13 protein-coding genes are annotated in these 18,227 nt (G+C 50.0%); 8 read left to right on the top strand and 5 right to left on the bottom strand.

Features of this window, described 5'->3' with window-relative positions:
- Positions 1-117: 117 nt before the first annotated feature.
- Positions 118-1,338, bottom strand: coding sequence for a nicotinate phosphoribosyltransferase (pncB, locus tag J5A66_RS00145; RefSeq protein WP_211790488.1), 1,221 nt, complete (start codon positions 1,336-1,338; stop codon positions 118-120).
- A 106-nt stretch (positions 1,339-1,444) separates the two neighbouring features.
- Here pncB and J5A66_RS00140 point away from each other — a divergent pair, with 106 nt between their 5' ends.
- Complete coding sequence (locus tag J5A66_RS00140; RefSeq protein WP_211790487.1) at positions 1,445-2,095, top strand: HAD family hydrolase; 651 nt, start codon at positions 1,445-1,447, stop codon at positions 2,093-2,095.
- Positions 2,096-2,363: 268 nt separating this feature from the next.
- On the opposite strand, the gene J5A66_RS00135 is transcribed toward J5A66_RS00140, so the two are convergent.
- Entirely contained in the window at positions 2,364-3,398 is a 1,035-nt protein-coding gene (locus J5A66_RS00135; protein ID WP_211790486.1) for a YeiH family protein, read from the bottom strand.
- A gap of 984 nt (positions 3,399-4,382) precedes the next feature.
- On the opposite strand from J5A66_RS00135, the gene J5A66_RS00130 reads away from it, so the two are divergent.
- The 6 genes from J5A66_RS00130 (at position 4,383) to J5A66_RS00105 (ending at position 13,784) form a co-directional block, all read left to right on the top strand.
- Positions 4,383-7,484 (top strand): SusC/RagA family TonB-linked outer membrane protein, encoded by a 3,102-nt coding sequence (locus J5A66_RS00130; RefSeq protein WP_211790485.1) that lies wholly within the window; start codon positions 4,383-4,385, stop codon positions 7,482-7,484.
- A gap of 34 nt (positions 7,485-7,518) precedes the next feature.
- On the top strand, positions 7,519-9,060 hold the full coding sequence (locus J5A66_RS00125; RefSeq protein WP_211790484.1) for a RagB/SusD family nutrient uptake outer membrane protein: 1,542 nt from the start codon (positions 7,519-7,521) through the stop codon (positions 9,058-9,060).
- Positions 9,061-9,085: 25 nt separating this feature from the next.
- Complete coding sequence (locus J5A66_RS00120; RefSeq protein ID WP_211790483.1) at positions 9,086-10,192, top strand: glycoside hydrolase family 18; 1,107 nt, start codon at positions 9,086-9,088, stop codon at positions 10,190-10,192.
- A 24-nt stretch (positions 10,193-10,216) separates the two neighbouring features.
- A complete protein-coding gene (locus J5A66_RS00115) occupies positions 10,217-11,380 on the top strand; it encodes a DUF1735 and LamG domain-containing protein (protein ID WP_211790482.1) in 1,164 nt (387 codons plus the stop codon).
- Positions 11,381-11,407: 27 nt separating this feature from the next.
- Entirely contained in the window at positions 11,408-12,394 is a 987-nt protein-coding gene (locus J5A66_RS00110; RefSeq protein WP_211790481.1) for a discoidin domain-containing protein, read from the top strand.
- 76 nt (positions 12,395-12,470) lie between these two features.
- Positions 12,471-13,784, top strand: coding sequence for a class I SAM-dependent methyltransferase (locus tag J5A66_RS00105; protein WP_211790480.1), 1,314 nt, complete (start codon positions 12,471-12,473; stop codon positions 13,782-13,784).
- Between the two features lie 518 nt (positions 13,785-14,302).
- On the opposite strand, the gene J5A66_RS00100 is transcribed toward J5A66_RS00105, so the two are convergent.
- The 3 genes from J5A66_RS00100 to dinD are packed head-to-tail and all read right to left on the bottom strand — an operon-like array spanning position 14,303 to position 16,341.
- Complete coding sequence (locus tag J5A66_RS00100) at positions 14,303-14,887, bottom strand: isochorismatase family protein (RefSeq protein WP_211790479.1); 585 nt, start codon at positions 14,885-14,887, stop codon at positions 14,303-14,305.
- Between the two features lie 5 nt (positions 14,888-14,892).
- A complete protein-coding gene (locus J5A66_RS00095; protein WP_249109972.1) occupies positions 14,893-15,471 on the bottom strand; it encodes a GNAT family N-acetyltransferase in 579 nt (192 codons plus the stop codon).
- A 3-nt stretch (positions 15,472-15,474) separates the two neighbouring features.
- Positions 15,475-16,341 (bottom strand): DNA damage-inducible protein D, encoded by an 867-nt coding sequence (gene dinD / locus J5A66_RS00090; RefSeq protein WP_211791371.1) that lies wholly within the window; start codon positions 16,339-16,341, stop codon positions 15,475-15,477.
- 436 nt (positions 16,342-16,777) lie between these two features.
- On the opposite strand from dinD, the gene J5A66_RS00085 reads away from it, so the two are divergent.
- Positions 16,778-18,208, top strand: coding sequence for a DUF6242 domain-containing protein (locus J5A66_RS00085; protein ID WP_211790478.1), 1,431 nt, complete (start codon positions 16,778-16,780; stop codon positions 18,206-18,208).
- The last annotated feature ends 19 nt before the right edge of the window (positions 18,209-18,227 follow it).

The following is an 18,227-nucleotide window of genomic DNA, read 5'->3' as shown; positions in this document are numbered from 1 at the left end:
AGCACATCGTCGGGCTCTCCACAAGCGGGAGGGTCTTGACGACTCAATAGAAACAACGGGCAACCCAAGTGGGTTGCCCGTTGTTTTATATGGATAACGGAGAAATGGCAGAAGTAGCTATTCGATGAGTTTTAACAGATAGGCGCATTTATCGGGATTGCCGAGCGTCTTACCCTTGTCGCACGACAGTTTCACACAGTCGTGCCACTCGCGCTTCTCAGTGATGCGGCATTGGGTAAGCTTCACAACGATGTTCATCGGTTCGCAGTTTTCCACATCACAAGTAAGGAAAGTGCCCATGCCATAACTGTCTTGCACTCTGCCGTCTACGAAGCGATGAATTTCAAGAGCCCGACGGATGTTGAGCCCATTGCTGTAGACCACTTGCTTAGTGGCAGGATTGATGCCCAGCGAACGATATTTCTCGATAATCCGTTCGGTTTGTTCTTCTTCCACGCCGCTGTCTACTCGCAGACCGGTGAACATCAATGCCATGCGTTTGGAAAGATTATTGAAAAACACCTTATCGCCGAAGCAATCATAGAGATAAATGCCATTGTCGCCATCGTAAACATCGCTGAATTTACGCATCACGTTGAAGTTGCATTCGAAGATGCTGCTCACGTTCTCCTCGAATTCGATGAGTTGGTGACTCATCGTTCCGATGGGAACGAGTTTGTATTTCATGGCCAGATAGACATTGCTGGTGCCGGTAAATCGGCCCGCCCACGGACAGAACTTCCCTTCTACGGTTTCGCCCTCTTGTTCGACCATCTCTTTCATGGCCCGAATCACGCTGTCGTGGTGGGCAAACGACAAACGGCGACGCGTGCCCATATCGCCTAAAATGAGCCCGCCGCGCAGAATCTCACGTGCTTTCTCAGCCGCCCTTTCATACTCCCGCCGAGCATCGTAGCGTAAGAGGTCGCCGCGGAGGTTGTGCATCAGTTCGGAGATAATCGAGAGAACAGGCATCTCCCACATGATGGTGGAATACCATTTGCCGCGAATCGAAATCTCGAGTTTCCCTTCCGCCGTTTGACCGATATGCACCTCGGCCGGATTAAAAGAGTAGCCGCGCAGAAAAGTGAAGTACCATTGCGGCAGATAATACATGCGTTGCTGCATGAAAGCGATTTCCTCTTCAGTGATTTTCACGTTGCGCATCAAGTCGATTTGCTGTTGCACAAGGTCAGAAAATCCCTTGGGATAGACCGTTTGGTTGCGGTCGAAGAACGTATATTCCACCTCAGCACGCGGATAGGTCTGCAAAACATAGTATTGGCAGCTGAAAGTGTAAGCATCGTTGTCGGTGAAATGCCGGATGATTTGTCTCATATCTACGAAGTTTGAAGCCCCGATGGGCGTAGGGTTATTTGCTGCAAAGATACAATAAAGCTGGCAACCCACCCACCGAAAATCCAAAAACGCCTACCTTTGCAGCATGAAACCGCATATAACAACCCTAATTTTAGATTTCGACGGAACGCTGGGCGATTCGCGCGCCCTCATCGTCAAGACACTGCAAGAGACACTTGCCGCCCTCCATCTGCCCTTCAAAGACGAGCCCGACTGTGCCGCCACCATCGGACTTCCCCTCAAAGAAGCCTTCATCCACCTGGCCTCTGTAGACGAGGAGATGGGCGAACGCTGTGCCAAAACCTACCGCCGCATTTTCGATCGGAACAATCATCCCGGTTCGGTGCCCGCCTTTCCGCATGTGGTCGACACGATACGCGAGCTTCATCGTCGAGGAAAGACGCTCACCATTGCCAGCAGTCGCGGTCGCGACTCGCTTCCTCTGCTGATCGAAAGCCTTGGCATCACGCTCTACATCAGTTTGGTTTTGAGTGCCAACGACGTGAAAAATGCCAAGCCTCACCCCGAACCGGTGCTCCTGACGCTCCGTCAACTGGATCTCAAGGCCGACGAAACACTCGTCGTGGGCGACTCCGTCTACGACATCGAGATGGGAAAACGTGCCCATGTGCACACCTGCGGCGTCACCTACGGCAACGGTACACGCGCCCAACTCGAAGCCGCCCATCCCGAGTTTCTCATCGACGACTTTGCCCATTTGCTTCAACTCCTATAGCATTTCTCTCCCATCATTTTCCCATCTCTTAGCTTTTAGAAGCCAAAAGCTAAGAAAACGCACGCCAAAAGCTAAGAAAACGGCTTGCAAAAGCTAAGAGATGAGGAAGTGGGAGAGAAGCGATAAGAAGTAGGGGAGGAATAGCACGCCGATTCAAGATCATGAACAACCGACGGTCGTCCTCATAACGATCGACGACGACATATAGTGGGGTGGTGATATAGAGGTTCGTCTCGGCTTCACCATTGGCCTGATGCAGACTCAAAGTCTACATCATCGCTGGCACCAAGTATTTGGCAATGCAGTATCCGCCGCCAATGAGCCAGCAGAAAAGTAAGCCTGCCAGCAGAAAAGGCTTTGGTCCGGCCTTTTTAAACTTGTCGATACTGGTTTCCGTTCCCAAGGCTGTCATAGCCATGGTCAGCAAAAACGTGTCTGCAGTGTTGATGTCTGCGGTGACGGCGGCAGGCAAAAGGTCCAGCGAATTGAACCCAATGACCGCCAAAAAGAGTACGGCAAACCAGGGAATGGAGATGTGTTTGCGCCGGGCTTGCGTCTCTTCGTCGCCACGAGAGCTATGCGCCACCGACCAACTCACGATCAACAGTACGGGAACAAGCATCATGACACGAATCATTTTAACGATGATGGCCGCATCAGACACCTCTTTCCCCATGGCATTGCCTGCTCCGACGACATGTGCCACCTCGTGAACGGTCGATCCGGTCATAATTCCCATTTCGCCGGGAGTAAGCGCAAAGATACCGTTGCGATAGAGCAGCGGATAGAGAAACATCGACAAGGTGCCGAAAATCACCACTGTAGACACAGCAACGGCCGTTTTATAAGGTTTGGTATTCAGGGCACTCTCTGTGCCCAAGACGGCCGCCGCACCGCAAATACCAGCTCCAACAGAGGTGAGAAGCGCAATGCTGCGGTCGAGTTTCAGCAGTCTGCCTATGCCGATGCCTCCCAAGATGGTGGTGCATACGATAAGGGCATCGGCAACGATGGCGGGTGTTCCCACGGCAGTAACATCTTGCAGGGTGAGCCGAAAGCCGTAGAGGATGATGCCGATGCGCAGGATTCGTTTTGTACAGAACGCAATTCCAGGCACCCAGGTGTCGGGAAGTTGGTTGCGAAGACTGTTGGCATAAAGCATGCCGAGGAGGATTCCGATAATCATCGGACTGATAGAGAGGTGTTTAGCCCAAGGCATCTCGCCCAAATAGAAAGCAGCAAGGGCGAAGAGAGCAATGAGAAGAATACCGTGGAGCATGCTGCTCCTTTTTTCGTTGAGCATGTTGTTGGAGTCGTTGGGTGGTTTTGATTGATGGTTGGAAGCCGACATGGCAAGGCAATAGAGCCTCGAAGTGGTTCTTATTGCATGCAAATTTAAGAATATTTATGGAAAAAGCAACCTTAAACAGTTAAAAAGGAGAACGCACGGATAGCATGTCGCTCCTTGCTACTTCCCTCCTTACTCCTTACTTCTTCTCTCCTTCCTTCTTTCTACCGTCCCCCTTACTCCTTACTTCTTCTCTCCTTACTACCTATTTCTCCTCTCCTTCCTTCTTTCTATCTTCCCCCTTACTACTTACTTTTTCTCTCCTTACTACCTATTTCTCCTCTCCTTCCTTCTTTCTACCGTCCCCCTTACTCCTTACTACTTCCCTCCTTCCTACTTGTTCTCTTAGCTTTTGCGCTTCATTTTCTTAGCTTTTGGAATACGAACCTATAAAGAACTGATATTCAAGAAGTTTTGTTCCCTTGACGAAATCAGTTGCCACACGGTTGTGATCAACCCCCATGGACGCCATTCCAGAGATTTCGCCCCTTCATACCCCTCAATAGAGGAGTGGAAACAGAGAGAATGCCTCATGGAAGGTCAACCATCAAACAAATGTTAATAAGGGAGCAAAAATTGTTCTATATCAAGTTTTGGACTATCTTTGCATTGAAAAAATGGTAAAAGAATGAACAGACTGTATTCAGAAGCCTCTATGGATAGAACAAGAGAGAAAGCCAAAGATGGCGAAAAACAGAAAAGGATAGATTCTTGCTAAGCGATGAAAGACCCTTTGGTTTTTGTCCAAAAACAGTATCTCCCCCTCAAAGCATTTGCAAGGCACGCTTACCACAAAGCGTAAAAGTGCCAAAAACAAAAGAAAGTCCATCTCGGAAACGTTCATCGGATGTTCTGCATTCGATGTTCGGAGTACACCTATTATATATATAGCCAGGCGATGGAGCCGGATAACTAAAAATTACTCACTTAACTATAACAATGAAAAAGGAAAGAATCCTGACAACAGCTGCTTTTCTGCTGTTGATCGGTGCTAGTTCTCAGGCCGGTAGCGCGTTTGCTTCCAGCCGGAGGGGTACCGACGCTTCGACGGAAAGTAGTGCAGCCTCTGCAACGCGAGGCATGAATGGGCAACAGTCGCGTAATGAAACCAAAGTTACGGGTACGGTGTTTGACAATCTCGGCGAGCCGATTATCGGCGCAACGGTGAAGGTGAAGGGTACGAAGACGGCTACAGTGACCGACTTAGACGGCCATTTCAACCTCTCGGCCGCACCGGGCTCTACGCTCGTGGTGAGCTATTTGGGACATCAGACGCAGGAACTGACAGTGCCGGCAGACGGAAAACTGACGGTGACGTTGCAATCGGAGTCGCGACAGATCGACGAAGTGGTGGTAACAGCTCTCGGCATCAAGCGTTCGGAAAAAGCTTTGAGCTATAACGTACAGAAAGTGGGGGCCGACGACCTCACGACGGTGAAGAGTACCAACTTCATGAACTCGCTCAGCGGTAAGGTGGCCGGTATCAACATCAACGCATCGGCAGCCGGTATGGGTGGTGCCACACGTGTGGTGATGCGCGGTCCGAAATCGATCACGCAGAGCAACCAAGCCCTTTACGTCATCGACGGTGTGCCCATGACGAACACTTCTCAAGGAACGGCCGGCAATAGCATCTATGCTTCACAGCCGGGTTCGGAAGGAATTGCCGATATTAACCCCGAAGACATCGAAAGCATCTCGGTGTTGAGCGGTCCGGCGGCGGCAGCTCTCTATGGATCGGCTGCTGCACAGGGTGTTGTGATGATAACAACGAAGAAAGGAAAAGAGGGCCGAGTGAGCGTAACGGTGAGCCATAGCTCGCAGTTTGCCAATCCTTTTAAGATGCCCGAGTTCCAAAACGAATATATCAACAGACCCGGAGAGATGCGCAGTTGGGGAGCCAAAACGGCTTCACCTTATGGTGCTTACGATCCCAAAGATTTCTTCAATACGGGTACCAATATCCAGAACAACGTGGCATTGACAGCCGGCAACGACAAAAATCAAACCTATCTGTCGGTGGGCTCGACCAATGCGGGCGGTATCATCCCCAATAACAATTACGATCGCTATAACTTCACGTTCCGTAACACCACCAACATGCTTAACGACAAGCTCACACTGGACGTGAACTTAAACTATATCAAGGAGAAAGACCAAAACCTCACCTCGCAAGGACAGTGGTTCAACCCGCTGACATCGACCTATCTCTTCCCGCGCGGTGAGAGTTTTGATGCCATCCGTACCTTCGAACTCTACGATCCGGCACGGAATATCTACACGCAGAACTGGAATTACGGCGATGCATTGAAGATGCAAAACCCCTATTGGGTGGCTAAGCGCATGGTTCGCACCAACAATCGCAGCCGATATATGCTGAGCGGAAGTTTGAAATATAAGGTGTTGGACTGGCTGGACGTAACAGGTCGCTTGCGTTGGGACGATGCTGTGACCAAACAAGAGGACAAACGCTATGCATCGACTATCGACCTGTTTGCCCATTCTAAGTATGGCTACTACGGTTACGGCAAAATCAACGACCAATCGCTCTATGGCGACTTGATGGCTAACATCAATAAGACGTTCGATCGCTTCTCGGTGTCGGCCAACTTGGGCGGTTCTTTCTCGCGAACCAAGTATGACCAAACGGGCTATCAGGGTGGATTGAAAGCTCCTGCCAACCTTTTCACACCTAATGCAATCGACTATGGACAGGTGACCAACGATAACCGCCCCATCTTCGACTTGCATAAACATTACATCAACTCGCTCTTTGCCAATGTAGAATTGGGTTGGAAGAGCATGCTTTATATGACCGTTACCGGACGAAACGACTGGGATTCGGCCCTCGATGGCACCGACCACGAATCGTTCTTCTATCCTTCGGTGGGCTTGTCGGGCGTTGTTTCTTCAATGGTCAAGCTGCCCGAGTTTATCAACTACTTGAAGGTGCGTGGCTCATGGGCCTCTGTGGGTTCGGCCATCTCGCCCAATATCACGTCTAAATGGCGGTATGAATACAATCCGGCATCGGGCACTTACAAGACGGTGACCTATCGTTTCCCCAAGACTTTCTATCCCGAGCGCACTGATTCGTGGGAGGCTGGTCTGTCGGCACGCTTCTTCAACAACGCACTGACGCTGGATGTGACGCTCTATCAGTCGAACACTCGCAAGCAGACGTTCCTCCGTTCGATCACACCTACCGACGGTTACACCGCAGAATATATCCAAACGGGTAATGTTCGTAACCGAGGTATTGAATTGGCTCTGGGCTATAACAAGACGTTTGGCGAGGTGGGATGGAACACTTCGTTTACTTACAGTGCCAACCGCAACAAAATCATCAAACTGCTTGATGATGATAACGAGGTGTTGAAGCAGGGCGGACTCTCCGGAGCTGAGATCATCTTGAAGAAAGGCGGAACGATGGGCGATGTATATATGTCTACCGACTTCTTGAGAGATGCCGAAGGCAACATCGCACTCGACAATACGGGCAATGTTTTGCAGACCAACCTCACCAATCCGCAGTATCGTGGTTCGGTGCTTCCTAAAGCCAATGTGGGTTTCTCCAATGAGTTCACCTGGAAAGGCTTCAACCTGGGCTTCCTCATTACGGCGCGTTTCGGCGGTATTGTACTGTCGCAGACACAGGCTCTGCTCGATGCTTACGGTGTGTCTAAGGCTTCGGCCAACGCTCGTAACAATGGTGGCATCAACGTAAATGGAGGTAAGGTGAATGCCGAAAACTACTATGCTGTAGTCGGTGGAGACAATCCTATCTGGTCGGAATATATCTATAGCGCAACAAACGCTCGTCTGCAAGAGGCTCATTTGGGCTATACTTTCCCCAAAAAATGGCTCAAATGGGCGGAACTCTCTTTGGGGCTGACAGCCAATAACCTGTTCTTCATCTATTGCAAGGCACCGTTCGACCCCGAATCGGTGGCTACGACAGGCACCTATTATCAGGGTTTCGACTACTTTATGCAACCAAGCCTCCGCTCGTTGGGCTTCAACGTGAAATTGAAATTCTAAATAGTAATAACTTAAAAATAACGGGACAATTCGTATGAAAAAGAAAAATATAGTGAGGTTGCTCTCCTTGGGCACGCTATTTGCAGCCATGGGGACACTGTCTTCTTGCACCTCAGGGTTCGAAGATGCCAATCGTCCGGAACATAAAGCCTCCGGAGAGGATCTCTTGAGAGATAATTATTCAACTGGTTCTTTCTTGATCCAAATGCAAAATGAGGCCTTCCCCGAACAGGAAAATACCTATCAGATGACAGAAGACTTGATCGGAAACTACCTGGGACGGTATATGACCTATGCAAACGATGGCTTTTCGGATAAGAACTTTGCACGTTTCAATGCCAAAAATGGATGGGTGAACTGGCCTTTCACCAACTCAATGCCCAAAACAGCTTCGGCTTTCAACGAGATTGCACGAGTGACGGGTAAGCAAGGCATCACCTATGCGCAGGCATTGATCTTGAAAGTGCAGTCGTATTTGCGTCTGACAGATATGTACGGACCCCTTCCCATCGGCGAAGAGACCGATAAGAACGCGTATTCTTCTCAAGAAAAGATTTATAAAACCTTGATTGCCGATCTCGATGCGGCCGTAAATATCCTGCAACCTCTTCAATCTACAACGGCTAATGAGGAATATGACAAGGTGTATGGCGGCAAAGTGGCCAACTGGTACAAGCTGGCCAACTCTCTAAAGCTGCGTATGGCCATCCGTATGCGTTTTGTCGAGCCGGCTTATGCGAAACAAGTGGGTGAAGCTGCAGTAGCTTCTGGCGTGATAACAGAGAACGCTGAGAACTGCGCTATTACTTATACGCCTAACGGACAGTATAAAACCTCAGTGGAATGGGGCGACAGTCGGGCGTGCGCCGACCTGGAAAGCTACATGACAGGCTACAGCGATCCACGTCTAACGAAGTTCTTTAAGAGTCCTGAAAAGACAGGATCGCGTGATGTGATCGGATGTTTGGCGGGCGCAAGAATCACGAATAAGGTTACGGCCGATAAGATTTATTCAGCAGCAAACGTCTCTTCGTCTACTCGTGGCGTATGGATGACGGCGGCAGAGGTCACTTTCTGTCGAGCAGAAGGCGCTTTAGCCGGCTGGAATGGTATGGGTGGCACTGTAAAAGACCTGTATGAGAAAGCCATTACCTTGTCATTCGAACAGTGGGGAGCCTCTGATGTAACCAGTTATCTGGCCAATAGCACCGCAAAACAAGCCGATTATACGGATGCTACGGATGGTTTCGGCACATCTCAGTCGGCTGTTAGCACCATCACCATTCAGTGGGATGACACCGCTACCGATGAAGAAAAGCTCGAAAGACTCATTACCCAGAAATGGATTGCTCTCTTCCCTGACGGTCAAGAAGGCTGGAACGAGATTCGCCGGACAGGCTATCCCAAGGTATTTCCTGTGGCACAGAGCACCGGAGGCTATACCATCAAGGTGCCCAATCGCATTCCTTTCGATGCCGATGAAGTGACAAAGAACCCTGCTAACTACCGAAAGGCAGTGGAATTGCTGGGCGGAAACGATGATTATGCGACCAAAATGTGGTGGCAAAAGAAATAATGTGTAACTAAAAAGAACAGTAACAATGAAGAAAATCAATAAAGCACTGCTGCTTTTCGTTGGCGGATTGTTTGCCTTCTCCTCGTGCAACGATTGGACGGAGATGGAAATCAAGAACCCGGGAGACCTGACACACACCAACAAAAGCGAGGCTTACTACGCCCAGTTGCGTGCCTATAAGAACAGCGATCATCAAAAATCGTTCGGTTGGTTTGGCAATTGGACGGGTGCAAAGACCAGTTTTGCCAACGCTCTTCAAGGACTTCCCGACAGCACCGACTTTGTTTCGCTTTGGGGAAACTGGAAAAATCCATCTCAGGCGCAGCTCGACGATCTGCGTTTCGTTCAGCAAAAGAAGGGCACAAAGGCACTCATTTGCTGCTTAGTGTTCGATATTGGCGACCAGATTACCCCCGCAATACCCGAAGCCGAGGTAGCTAAGGGAACCACATGGAAGCAATGGCGACATAAGTTTTGGGGGTGGAGCAACACCGATCTCGACTCTTGCAAGGCTGCAACGGTGAAGTATGCCAATGCTATCTGCGACACGATAGACAAGTATGGCTATGATGGCTTCGACATAGATGCCGAACCTAACTACGCACAACCTTTCCAAACCGATAAGGAACTTTGGAACAAAACCGGCATCATGACGCTCTTTATCGAGACGCTCTCAAAGCGTATCGGTCCTAAATCGGGAACGGGTCGACTGTTGGTGATCGACGGAGAGCCCGATGCCGTTGCCGATTCGTTGGGCAAAAACTTCGATTACTTCATCCTTCAGGCCTACAGTGCCGGTTCGAGCGACCAGCTCAACTCGCGTTACATTACGCAAGCCGAGCATTTTAAGAACTATCTCACGGCCGAAGAGGTGGCCAAGAAGATCATCGTTTGCGAGAATTTCGAAGACCATGCTTCAAAAGGCGGTGTCAACTTCACCTTGTTAAACGGTTCGGTTGTGCCCTCTTTGCTCGGGTTTGCTTACTGGACGCCGACTTACAACGGCAAGTCTTACACCAAAGGCGGAGTAGGTTCCTATCACATGGAGTACGAATACGGTGCTTCCTCTGCCCAAACCACCTACAAATATTTGCGCAGGGCCATACAAATCATGAACCCCTCGCTGAAGTAATCACGCATAAAGGAACATCACATTATGAAATACAGCATTTCAAAACTCATGGGCAGCTTGGCATTGGGCTCTCTTTTGCTTGCGGCTTGCAACAATGCCGAGTATTCGGAACTCACCGATCAGGCCTTCATTGCCCAGACCAACACCGACGGAAACACGTCGACGAAGATCACTGTAGGTACAACAGCCGTTTCGCAAGACATCAAAGTGCGGCTCTCGAGTCCGGCAACGGTCAGCCACACCTTTGAGTTGGTTTACGACACCTTAGCTCTTAAGCAGTACAACCAACGCAATCAAACCGAATACAAGGCCCTTCCCGATACTGTCTTTTCGCTTTCGTCGTCCACCATCACCATAGATGCCGGAAAAGTAATCTCTTCTTCCATACAGCTCACGGTGAAACCGTTGGCCGATGCACTCAAAAATTCGGGTATGAAGTATGCCATCCCCTTGGTGTTGAAGAGCAAAGACGGACAAGTAGGTGTGCTCAACTCGGGTGGAACCATTGTCTACATCATCGACCAGGTGGTGCGTCAGCCGGTGCCCGTTATCGATATGGCCCACTCCATCACGTTCACCATGCGTAAAGAGTACGCTCTTTCGGCCTGGACGGTTGAGATGTGCGTCAACATGGACCAGTTAGGCACAGCCGTAGGTCAGTTGAACAACCAGATGCTCTTTGGCGGTTGGGCTCCCTCGGGCAAAGACGGCGAGATCTATACCCGCTTCGGCGACGCCCCGATAGAAGGCAATCGCTTGCAGGTAAAGACCCAAGGCACGCAGCTCAACAGCAACAAACTCTTCGACGCCAACAAGTGGTATCACATCGCTTTCGTGTGCGAGGGAACCAAGCTCAGCCTTTACGTAGACGGCAAGTTGGACAATTCGATGGACCTTCCCGGCAAAATCGTCAACATTTCCAATTCGATGAGCTTCGCCACCACCTCCTATTTCAAGGCGCATGCTCAGGTGAGCGAGCTTCGTTTTTGGACAAAGGCACGTACGCAGAACGAGATTGCCAATAATATGTACGTCTGCGATCCCAAGAGCGACGGCTTAGAGGCCTACTGGAAGATGAACGAAGGACAGGGTGACATCCTCAACGATGCCACCGGGCACGGCAATACGGGTAAGATTGCAGCTGTTCCCACCTGGAATACCAACGTTCGTATTGATGGAAAAGAATAAATAACAAACCAGAAAAAGAGAATCATTATGAATCGCATCATAAAGAAAACCATGCCCGCCTTATTGGGTTCGCTGGCACTTCTCTCCGCTTGCCAAAGCGAACAGGAAGTAGGCAGCACACTATATCCTGTAGAAGAGGGCAGCAACCAGCCCAAACTCTACATTCACGACTTGCAGTCTGAAGGCAACAAAGGCACCTTGCGCGTCATCAACGCCAACTCTGTAGCCACTGTTCCCAACGACACCGTCTCGTTTTATGTGCGTCTTTCCGAGCCTGCAGAAAGAGACATCGAAGTGAGTGTTGTGGAAGACTCTACCGCTGCCGTAGCTACCGGCAATCGGGTCGTGATGAATCAAGGTGCTTTGCAGCTCCTTTCGCCCACGGTGACCATTGCCAAGGGCAGTAAACAGTCGGCAATGCCTTTCAAGGTGGCCTTGAAAAAGGGTGCAGCACTCAACAAGCTGATTGCCGACGGTAAAAACGGAGCCGCCGCTTTGGTGCTGAAAGCCAGCGACGGACTTGCTGTTGCCAAGAACTACAGCAAGATGCTCATCAACGTAGACTATACCAAGACCAATATCTACACTGATGGCGATGTATCGGGACTCACCGAATTGAGCACGTCCGACTACGCCGTGTACGACGAAAACTATAACTCGCTGAGCCGTCTGTGCGACGGAAGCACCTCGTCCTACTGGTATGGATTCTCCACCAACCCGCATACGTTCTACATTTCGCTTACGGGTGCCGAGACGCTTCAGGGCATTCAGCTCCTCCGCACAGCTCGTTATAAGTTCTGGTTTGTAAAAAGTCTCATCGTAGAGACCAGCACCGACGGACTGACCTGGACCGAACAAGGTGTCGTCAAATACCCCGACGAGTTTGCCCTTTCGGAAGACGAGGCTACGCTTCGCTTCTATTCGCCCGTATCGGCCAGCTATATCCGGCTTGTCAACGTGCTGGGCAATGCCTCTCGTTACATCATGCTTGGTGAGATCAAGGTATTTAAGTAATCTCATAGAGGCCTTGGCCTCTCCCTTTCATCTCCCGTTCGGCCGTTGCCGGGCGGGAGATTTATTTTGTTTTTGAATGGAAATAACTGCCGCTACCCTACAATTCATCCGCGCACATGCCGATGGCGACGTGCGCCAACTGGCCTTTCTGGCCTCTGCACATCCTGATGTAGATCTGCCCTTTGCCCTCAATCAGATTGCCGGACGCCAGATGGCACGGGAGAAACTGCCTGCCTGGGCTGCCACCGAAGGAATGATCTATCCGCCGCACCTCTCGATGGAGCAATGTTCCTCGCAGTCGACGGCCCTTTATAAGGCCCGGTTGGTGCAACGGCTGCTGGGAGAACCCTGCGGGAACGCCTGTCCACAAGACCAGAAAATAAGTGCGAAGCAGGAGAAAACGGAAGAAAAGGACGCGTCGGCCTCCTCGGTTCTCGTCGATCTCACCGGCGGATTCGGTGTCGACTTCTCCTTCCTGGCGCGCGCCTTCGATGCCGCTGTCTATGTGGAACGGCAGTCTGGACTCTGCGAAATAGCCCGTCACAACTTTCCCCTCTTGGGTCTGCACCATGCCAACGTGGTGTGTGCTGAGGCCGAAACCTATCTCCACACAATGTCGCAGGCCGACATCGTCTTTCTCGACCCTGCTCGTCGCGATGCCCAGGGCGGCAAAACGGTGCTCATTCATCATTGCACGCCCAATCTCTGCGCCCTGCTCGACACCCTGATGGTCAAGGCCCGCTGGGTGGTGGTCAAGCTCTCGCCCATGCTCCATTGGCAAGCGGCCGTCGAAACCCTGCAACAGCAAGGGGCCTGGGTGCGCCAGGTCCACATCGTCTCGGTGCGCAACGAGTGCAAAGAACTGCTCTTTGTGCTTTCCGCTCCACCGTCGTCGCCCCTCGCCGAAGGAGAAACGACATCGCCTCAGGTGGTTTGTGTGAATGACGATGCTGCCTTTTCCTATCGTTTTCCTGACGAAAGCACCGCGCCCCAACGCCTTTTTCGCGGCGTTCTTTCTGCCGGGATGTATCTCTATGAGCCACATTCCTCACTGATGAAGGCCGGCTGTTTCGGTCTGCTTACAGTCCGTTGGCCCGTAGAAGCCCTTGCGGCCAATTCGCATCTCTTCGTCTCGACCGATGAAGTGGCCGATTTTCCGGGTCGCCGATTCCAGCTTCTCGCTCTCTCTTCGTTCAACAAGAAAGAATTGAAGAACGCTCTTCTCGGTCTTCGACAAGCTCATATTGCCACCCGCAACTTCCCACTCGGGGCCGAGGCGCTGCGCAAACGTCTCAAAATAAAAGATGGAGGCGACACCTATCTCTTTGCCACCACCGACGTGCAAAACCATCATTGGCTGCTGGTGTGTCGGAAAATTCCAACCGCCTAACGGAGAAATGCTAACAGTTTAATAGAAAAGTCTCAAGCCGATCCCGGAAAATCCCAACCCGCTCATCCGTCTTTCGGATTGAATTTCTATCTTTCTCATTTTCAGGAACTTACCAAATGGCATGCAAAAGCTAAGCTTTTGTATGCCATTTTCTTAGCTTTTGAGTGGCAAAAGCTAAGAAAACGCAGTGTAAAAACAAAGAGATGGGGGAGTAAGGAGGGAAAGTAGTAAGTAGTAAGGAAGGGGAGTAGTAGGGAGTAAGGGGGAGGTCGCTTGTGAATTGAGACCATCAACCATTCTGTAAAGATTCTTTTCAAGAAACGAGAAAAGAGTCCTTACAGAGTGGTCTATGTAAAAGTAGTTGAGGTATAGCCCAAGCAGTGATAAACGTTTGATGGCTCAGACGTGGTCAAACGTTTTTTAAAGCAAAGAAAACGACGTGCAACATGCTTTGCTTTTTTCGTCTATCGATGTTTGGAAAGGAGTCAACAGATAGAGTATACCACACTTTCCTCCGCCTAACAGAGGGTTAGGTTCTGTTCGCGAACAAAGTTGTTCAGCTTGGTGCCGCCGTCTATCGAGGCAATTCCGCTGGCGAAAACATCTACCGAAAGTCCCCCGTTGAGCAGATTTCGCAGCGTCTCCAGTACGCAATAATCGCCTGCCACGCCGCAAATCACCATGCGATGGTCTGCGCAGATCACTTCGTCGGTCATGGTGGCAAGCCGATATCTGCCGCCCGACAGCTTTTCAATGTGCTGAAAAGCCCCATATTCTTCAGTCTCTATCACCTCGCCTTTGCGAATCACTCGAAAGGGAATCTCTCTGTCTAAGCACGCCTGAACAAGCCGTTCGTCAATCTGCGACCCTTTCGAGAACCCGATACAATGCGGCGGCCACGGGCCACCTTGCGGAATAAACGAAGCATCTCTCGCCTGATGCCAGTCAACGGTGAAGATCACCTCTGCCAGTCTTTCGTGCGTATGGATGAAGTGCAGGATATGTTCTACCGCTGTTTCGGCCCCCGACACATATAGTGCACCTGCGGGATTGCAAAAGTCGTATTGCCCATCTACAACCACCAAGGTTATTGGTTCTTTCATTTGTTTTATTTTAAGTTGTTGATTTTATTCTTCCAATCCTCCAAAGTGATTTTTGTAAAATGCTCAGTGCGAACCTCGTTCAGCAAAGGAACCAGCTTATTTTCTTCTGTATGGCTGTAAATGAATCCACATTTCTCTTGTACTCGTTTTGATTTCTCGTTGCCATCGTAATACCCGCACCAAACCGTAGTTTGCCGTAAGTTCTCAAAAGCATACCGAAGTAATTCGTTGACGGCTTCAGGAATCAAGCCTTGTCCCCAATAAAGCTCACCTATCCAATAGCCGATTTCACATTCGTTGTCTGCCATCTTTGAACAATTGGCTTTACTTCTTGTCATCATTAGTCCGATGCTTCCTACCACCTCGTCCGTTTCTTTCAGTACAACCGCATAGGTTTCTGGGGCAGACAGCACAGTCTTGATTATTTCGCGACTATTCTCTACACTTGTATGTGGAGGCCAACCGGCAATGGGACCAATGTTCGGGTTGCAAGCATATCGATAAAGCATCTCGGCATCACTCTCTTTCCATGAACGCAATGTAAGGCGTTCTGTCATCTTTTTATATGGATCTGTTGTTGTCATCAGCTACCTACTCTTTGGAAGTTTTTGTGAAGTCTGTTCAATCTTTTTCTCATCCTGAACCATCCTGCGTTCCAACTTCTTAATGTCTTCTGCGGGTGGAAGCTCTTCGGGTTTGATGCCGCGTTGCCCCAACATATTGCGCACAGTTTGGTTGTTCTGTATGTGTTCGCGAGTAATGGGTTGTTCTCCGTTCAGATCTTTATTTTCCACGTTGTAATTGGTCATTTCCGTAGCAAGATTTTTAGCAGCGATGGTAAGCGTGGGCAGAAAATCGGCCAGTGCTCTGTTGGATTTCACCCCCAACCGTTTTTTCATATCTTCGGTGGTATGTCCTCCGAAAAGAGCCGTATCGCCTTTAGAGCGTATGCGTCCGAAGCCTTTGTCGTCGACGCCTCGTTGGTATATGTTTTGCGATAGTTGTTTTTCAGCTGTTCTTAGTTGATCGCGGGTTTCTAAACGAGAGAGCAGATGGAGTCGCTCTTCTATCAATTCGGCTTTCCGCGTTTGTATAGCGAAGTAGCTTTGAGCGAAAGCGATTTCCTCTTTCTTGGGGTCGCCGTTTTGAGCGATCAGGTAGCAGGCATAGCGGGTAAGCATAAAATCGGATACTTCACGCTTACCGCCTTTACCGATTTCGATCATTTTCGTGACCTCACGAAAATGATCATCCACGTTGATACCCTGCGTTTTACACGAATCTACCGCTCGTCGTATCGCCACGAGGAAGTTTTCCCAACGCGCATAGCCCAATATCGTTTGCAGTTCGCGTGCAAACCACACTTCTACTTGCTCTTTGGCATCGTCGCTTTCAATGTATTGGGCAATGCCATCGAATGCCGACTTGTAGTGTAAAATGCTGTTCTTGTCCATCATTTGATGATATGAATGATTACGGTTAGCCTATACAAGGAGGCATCTTCTTGATTTTTCCGCCGTCAGACGCCCTCCTATTTGTTGCAAAGTTAGTGTAATTTGCGGGAAAGAAGCATGCCCACCTCGCCTATTTTAGGGGAGATTCGAGATGCATCGGCAACCCGTTGTTAATCAAGAACTTGCAAATCCCCTTCCCATCTCTTAGCTTTTGCACGTCAAAAGCTAAGAAAATGCCATGCAAAAGCTAAGAAAACGCAGGACAAAAGATGAGCTTTTGCAGCACGTGTTGCCACCGGCACACATCTTTTGAGGAACGAAAAAGAACCTTAAAAAATACCGCCTACAGGGGCTTTTTGCATAATAAAGCGAATAAAGAAAGCATATTTGCGGATTTCTACTTAAATTTGCAGCTAAAATTAATTCGAAACGTGGAATGAAAAGAGCCCGATTGTCTTTCGCTTTGCTGTCTTCGGCAGTGTTTTTACTGACATCCTGTCTGAAGGACGACGACAAAAACGTGACCTATTATGAAGATACGGCCATCACAGCGTTCTCCGTGGGAACGCTGAAGTGGAGCGTCGACTCGGTGACGAAGGCCGGAAAAGACACGGTCTACCAAAAGAAGCTGGAGGGAAAGAAGTATGCTTTCTATATCGATCAGCTCAAACGCGAAGTCTATAACCCCGATTCGCTGCCTTATGGCGTGGATGGTAAGAAGGTTCTTTGCACCATCACCAGTCGGAATGCAGGCATCGTGCTGCTGAAAAGTGCCACGAGCGACTCGATGAAGTATTATAGCAACACCGATTCGATCGACTTTTCGCAGCCGCGCACTTTTCGCGTTTACAGCAATTCGCGGCAGCAATATCGCGATTATACCATCCGAGTGAATGTGCACAAACAGAAACCCAACGACTTTAAATGGACGAAGCTAACGGAAGAGCCCGCTCTTGGTGCTCTCACGGCGATGAAAGCGGTCGTGGCAAAGGGCAAAATCTATGTCTTTGGACAGACCGGAGGCGGTGCAAAAATCTATGCTTCGGCTACCAACGACGGTAAGACATGGACGCAGATTGTGCCTACGGGGCTCACACTCGATGCCGATGCCTACAAAAATGTGGCCGTACAGGGAGACACCTTATTCTTATGGAATGGCGGAAGACTGCTGAAATCGGTCGATGCAACCACCTGGACAACGATTCCTACTACGGGTAGCGCGCCCCAACAGCTGTTGGGCGTATCGCATTCGGGTTTCTGCTTTTTGGGTACAGACAACCTATTGTATACGCTGAAGCGGGGCGAAACAGAGCCAACACGGGAGACGCTGAATAGTGGTGCAGGCTATTTGCCGGTGCAAGACATCAGTTTCGTGGCGCTTCCGGCTCTTGCCAACGACTCTACCGACCAACTCCTGCTCTTCGGCAACCGTACGGTGGATGTCGATCACCCCGAGTCTACAGCCATGGTATGGGGCAAGGTGGCAGAATATAGTAAGAAAGCAACGACGACAACGCAACATTGGACTCGCTATATCGGTCTGAATCCCAACCTCTTGCCTCGCCTCACCCATCTTCAGGTGGTGGCCTACGGACGCTATCTGTTGGCCATCGGCGGTGATCCGTTGGTGGGAAGCAAGCCGGCGGCTTTCTCGCAGATGTATTTTAGCAAAGATGGCGGTGTGACTTGGTATAACAACAAAATTTATACGCTGCCTTCGACGCTCAGCAGTAGCCACACTTCGTTTGCCATGACCGTAGATGCCGACAACTATATTTGGCTTGTCTGCGGAGATAGCGGTCAGGTTTGGAAGGTGCGAAAAAACAGTATGGGGTGGACGGTTCCGCAGACTTCGTTCACAAAATAGACAGGGCGCACCCGCTCAT

Source organism: Prevotella sp. oral taxon 475 (assembly GCF_018127805.1).
Taxonomy (GTDB): domain Bacteria; phylum Bacteroidota; class Bacteroidia; order Bacteroidales; family Bacteroidaceae; genus Prevotella.
The sequence above is the reverse complement of the archived record's forward strand: the minus strand, read 5'-3'. Positions and strand labels throughout refer to the sequence as shown.

Excerpts from the sequence above, each read along its gene's own strand:
- J5A66_RS00135 (WP_211790486.1), bottom strand. The coding sequence starts at position 3,398 with ATGCTCAACGAAAAAAGGAGCAGCATGCTCCACGGTATTCTTCTCATT.
- J5A66_RS00130 (WP_211790485.1), top strand. The coding sequence starts at position 4,383 with ATGAAAAAGGAAAGAATCCTGACAACAGCTGCTTTTCTGCTGTTGATC.
- J5A66_RS00085 (WP_211790478.1), top strand. The coding sequence starts at position 16,778 with ATGAAAAGAGCCCGATTGTCTTTCGCTTTGCTGTCTTCGGCAGTGTTT.
- J5A66_RS00105 (WP_211790480.1), top strand. The coding sequence starts at position 12,471 with ATGGAAATAACTGCCGCTACCCTACAATTCATCCGCGCACATGCCGAT.
- pncB (WP_211790488.1), bottom strand. The coding sequence starts at position 1,338 with ATGAGACAAATCATCCGGCATTTCACCGACAACGATGCTTACACTTTC.
- J5A66_RS00115 (WP_211790482.1), top strand. The coding sequence starts at position 10,217 with ATGAAATACAGCATTTCAAAACTCATGGGCAGCTTGGCATTGGGCTCT.
- J5A66_RS00110 (WP_211790481.1), top strand. The coding sequence starts at position 11,408 with ATGAATCGCATCATAAAGAAAACCATGCCCGCCTTATTGGGTTCGCTG.
- dinD (WP_211791371.1), bottom strand. The coding sequence starts at position 16,341 with ATGGACAAGAACAGCATTTTACACTACAAGTCGGCATTCGATGGCATT.
- J5A66_RS00100 (WP_211790479.1), bottom strand. The coding sequence starts at position 14,887 with ATGAAAGAACCAATAACCTTGGTGGTTGTAGATGGGCAATACGACTTT.
- J5A66_RS00095 (WP_249109972.1), bottom strand. The coding sequence starts at position 15,471 with ATGACAACAACAGATCCATATAAAAAGATGACAGAACGCCTTACATTG.
- J5A66_RS00120 (WP_211790483.1), top strand. The coding sequence starts at position 9,086 with ATGAAGAAAATCAATAAAGCACTGCTGCTTTTCGTTGGCGGATTGTTT.
- J5A66_RS00125 (WP_211790484.1), top strand. The coding sequence starts at position 7,519 with ATGAAAAAGAAAAATATAGTGAGGTTGCTCTCCTTGGGCACGCTATTT.
- J5A66_RS00140 (WP_211790487.1), top strand. The coding sequence starts at position 1,445 with ATGAAACCGCATATAACAACCCTAATTTTAGATTTCGACGGAACGCTG.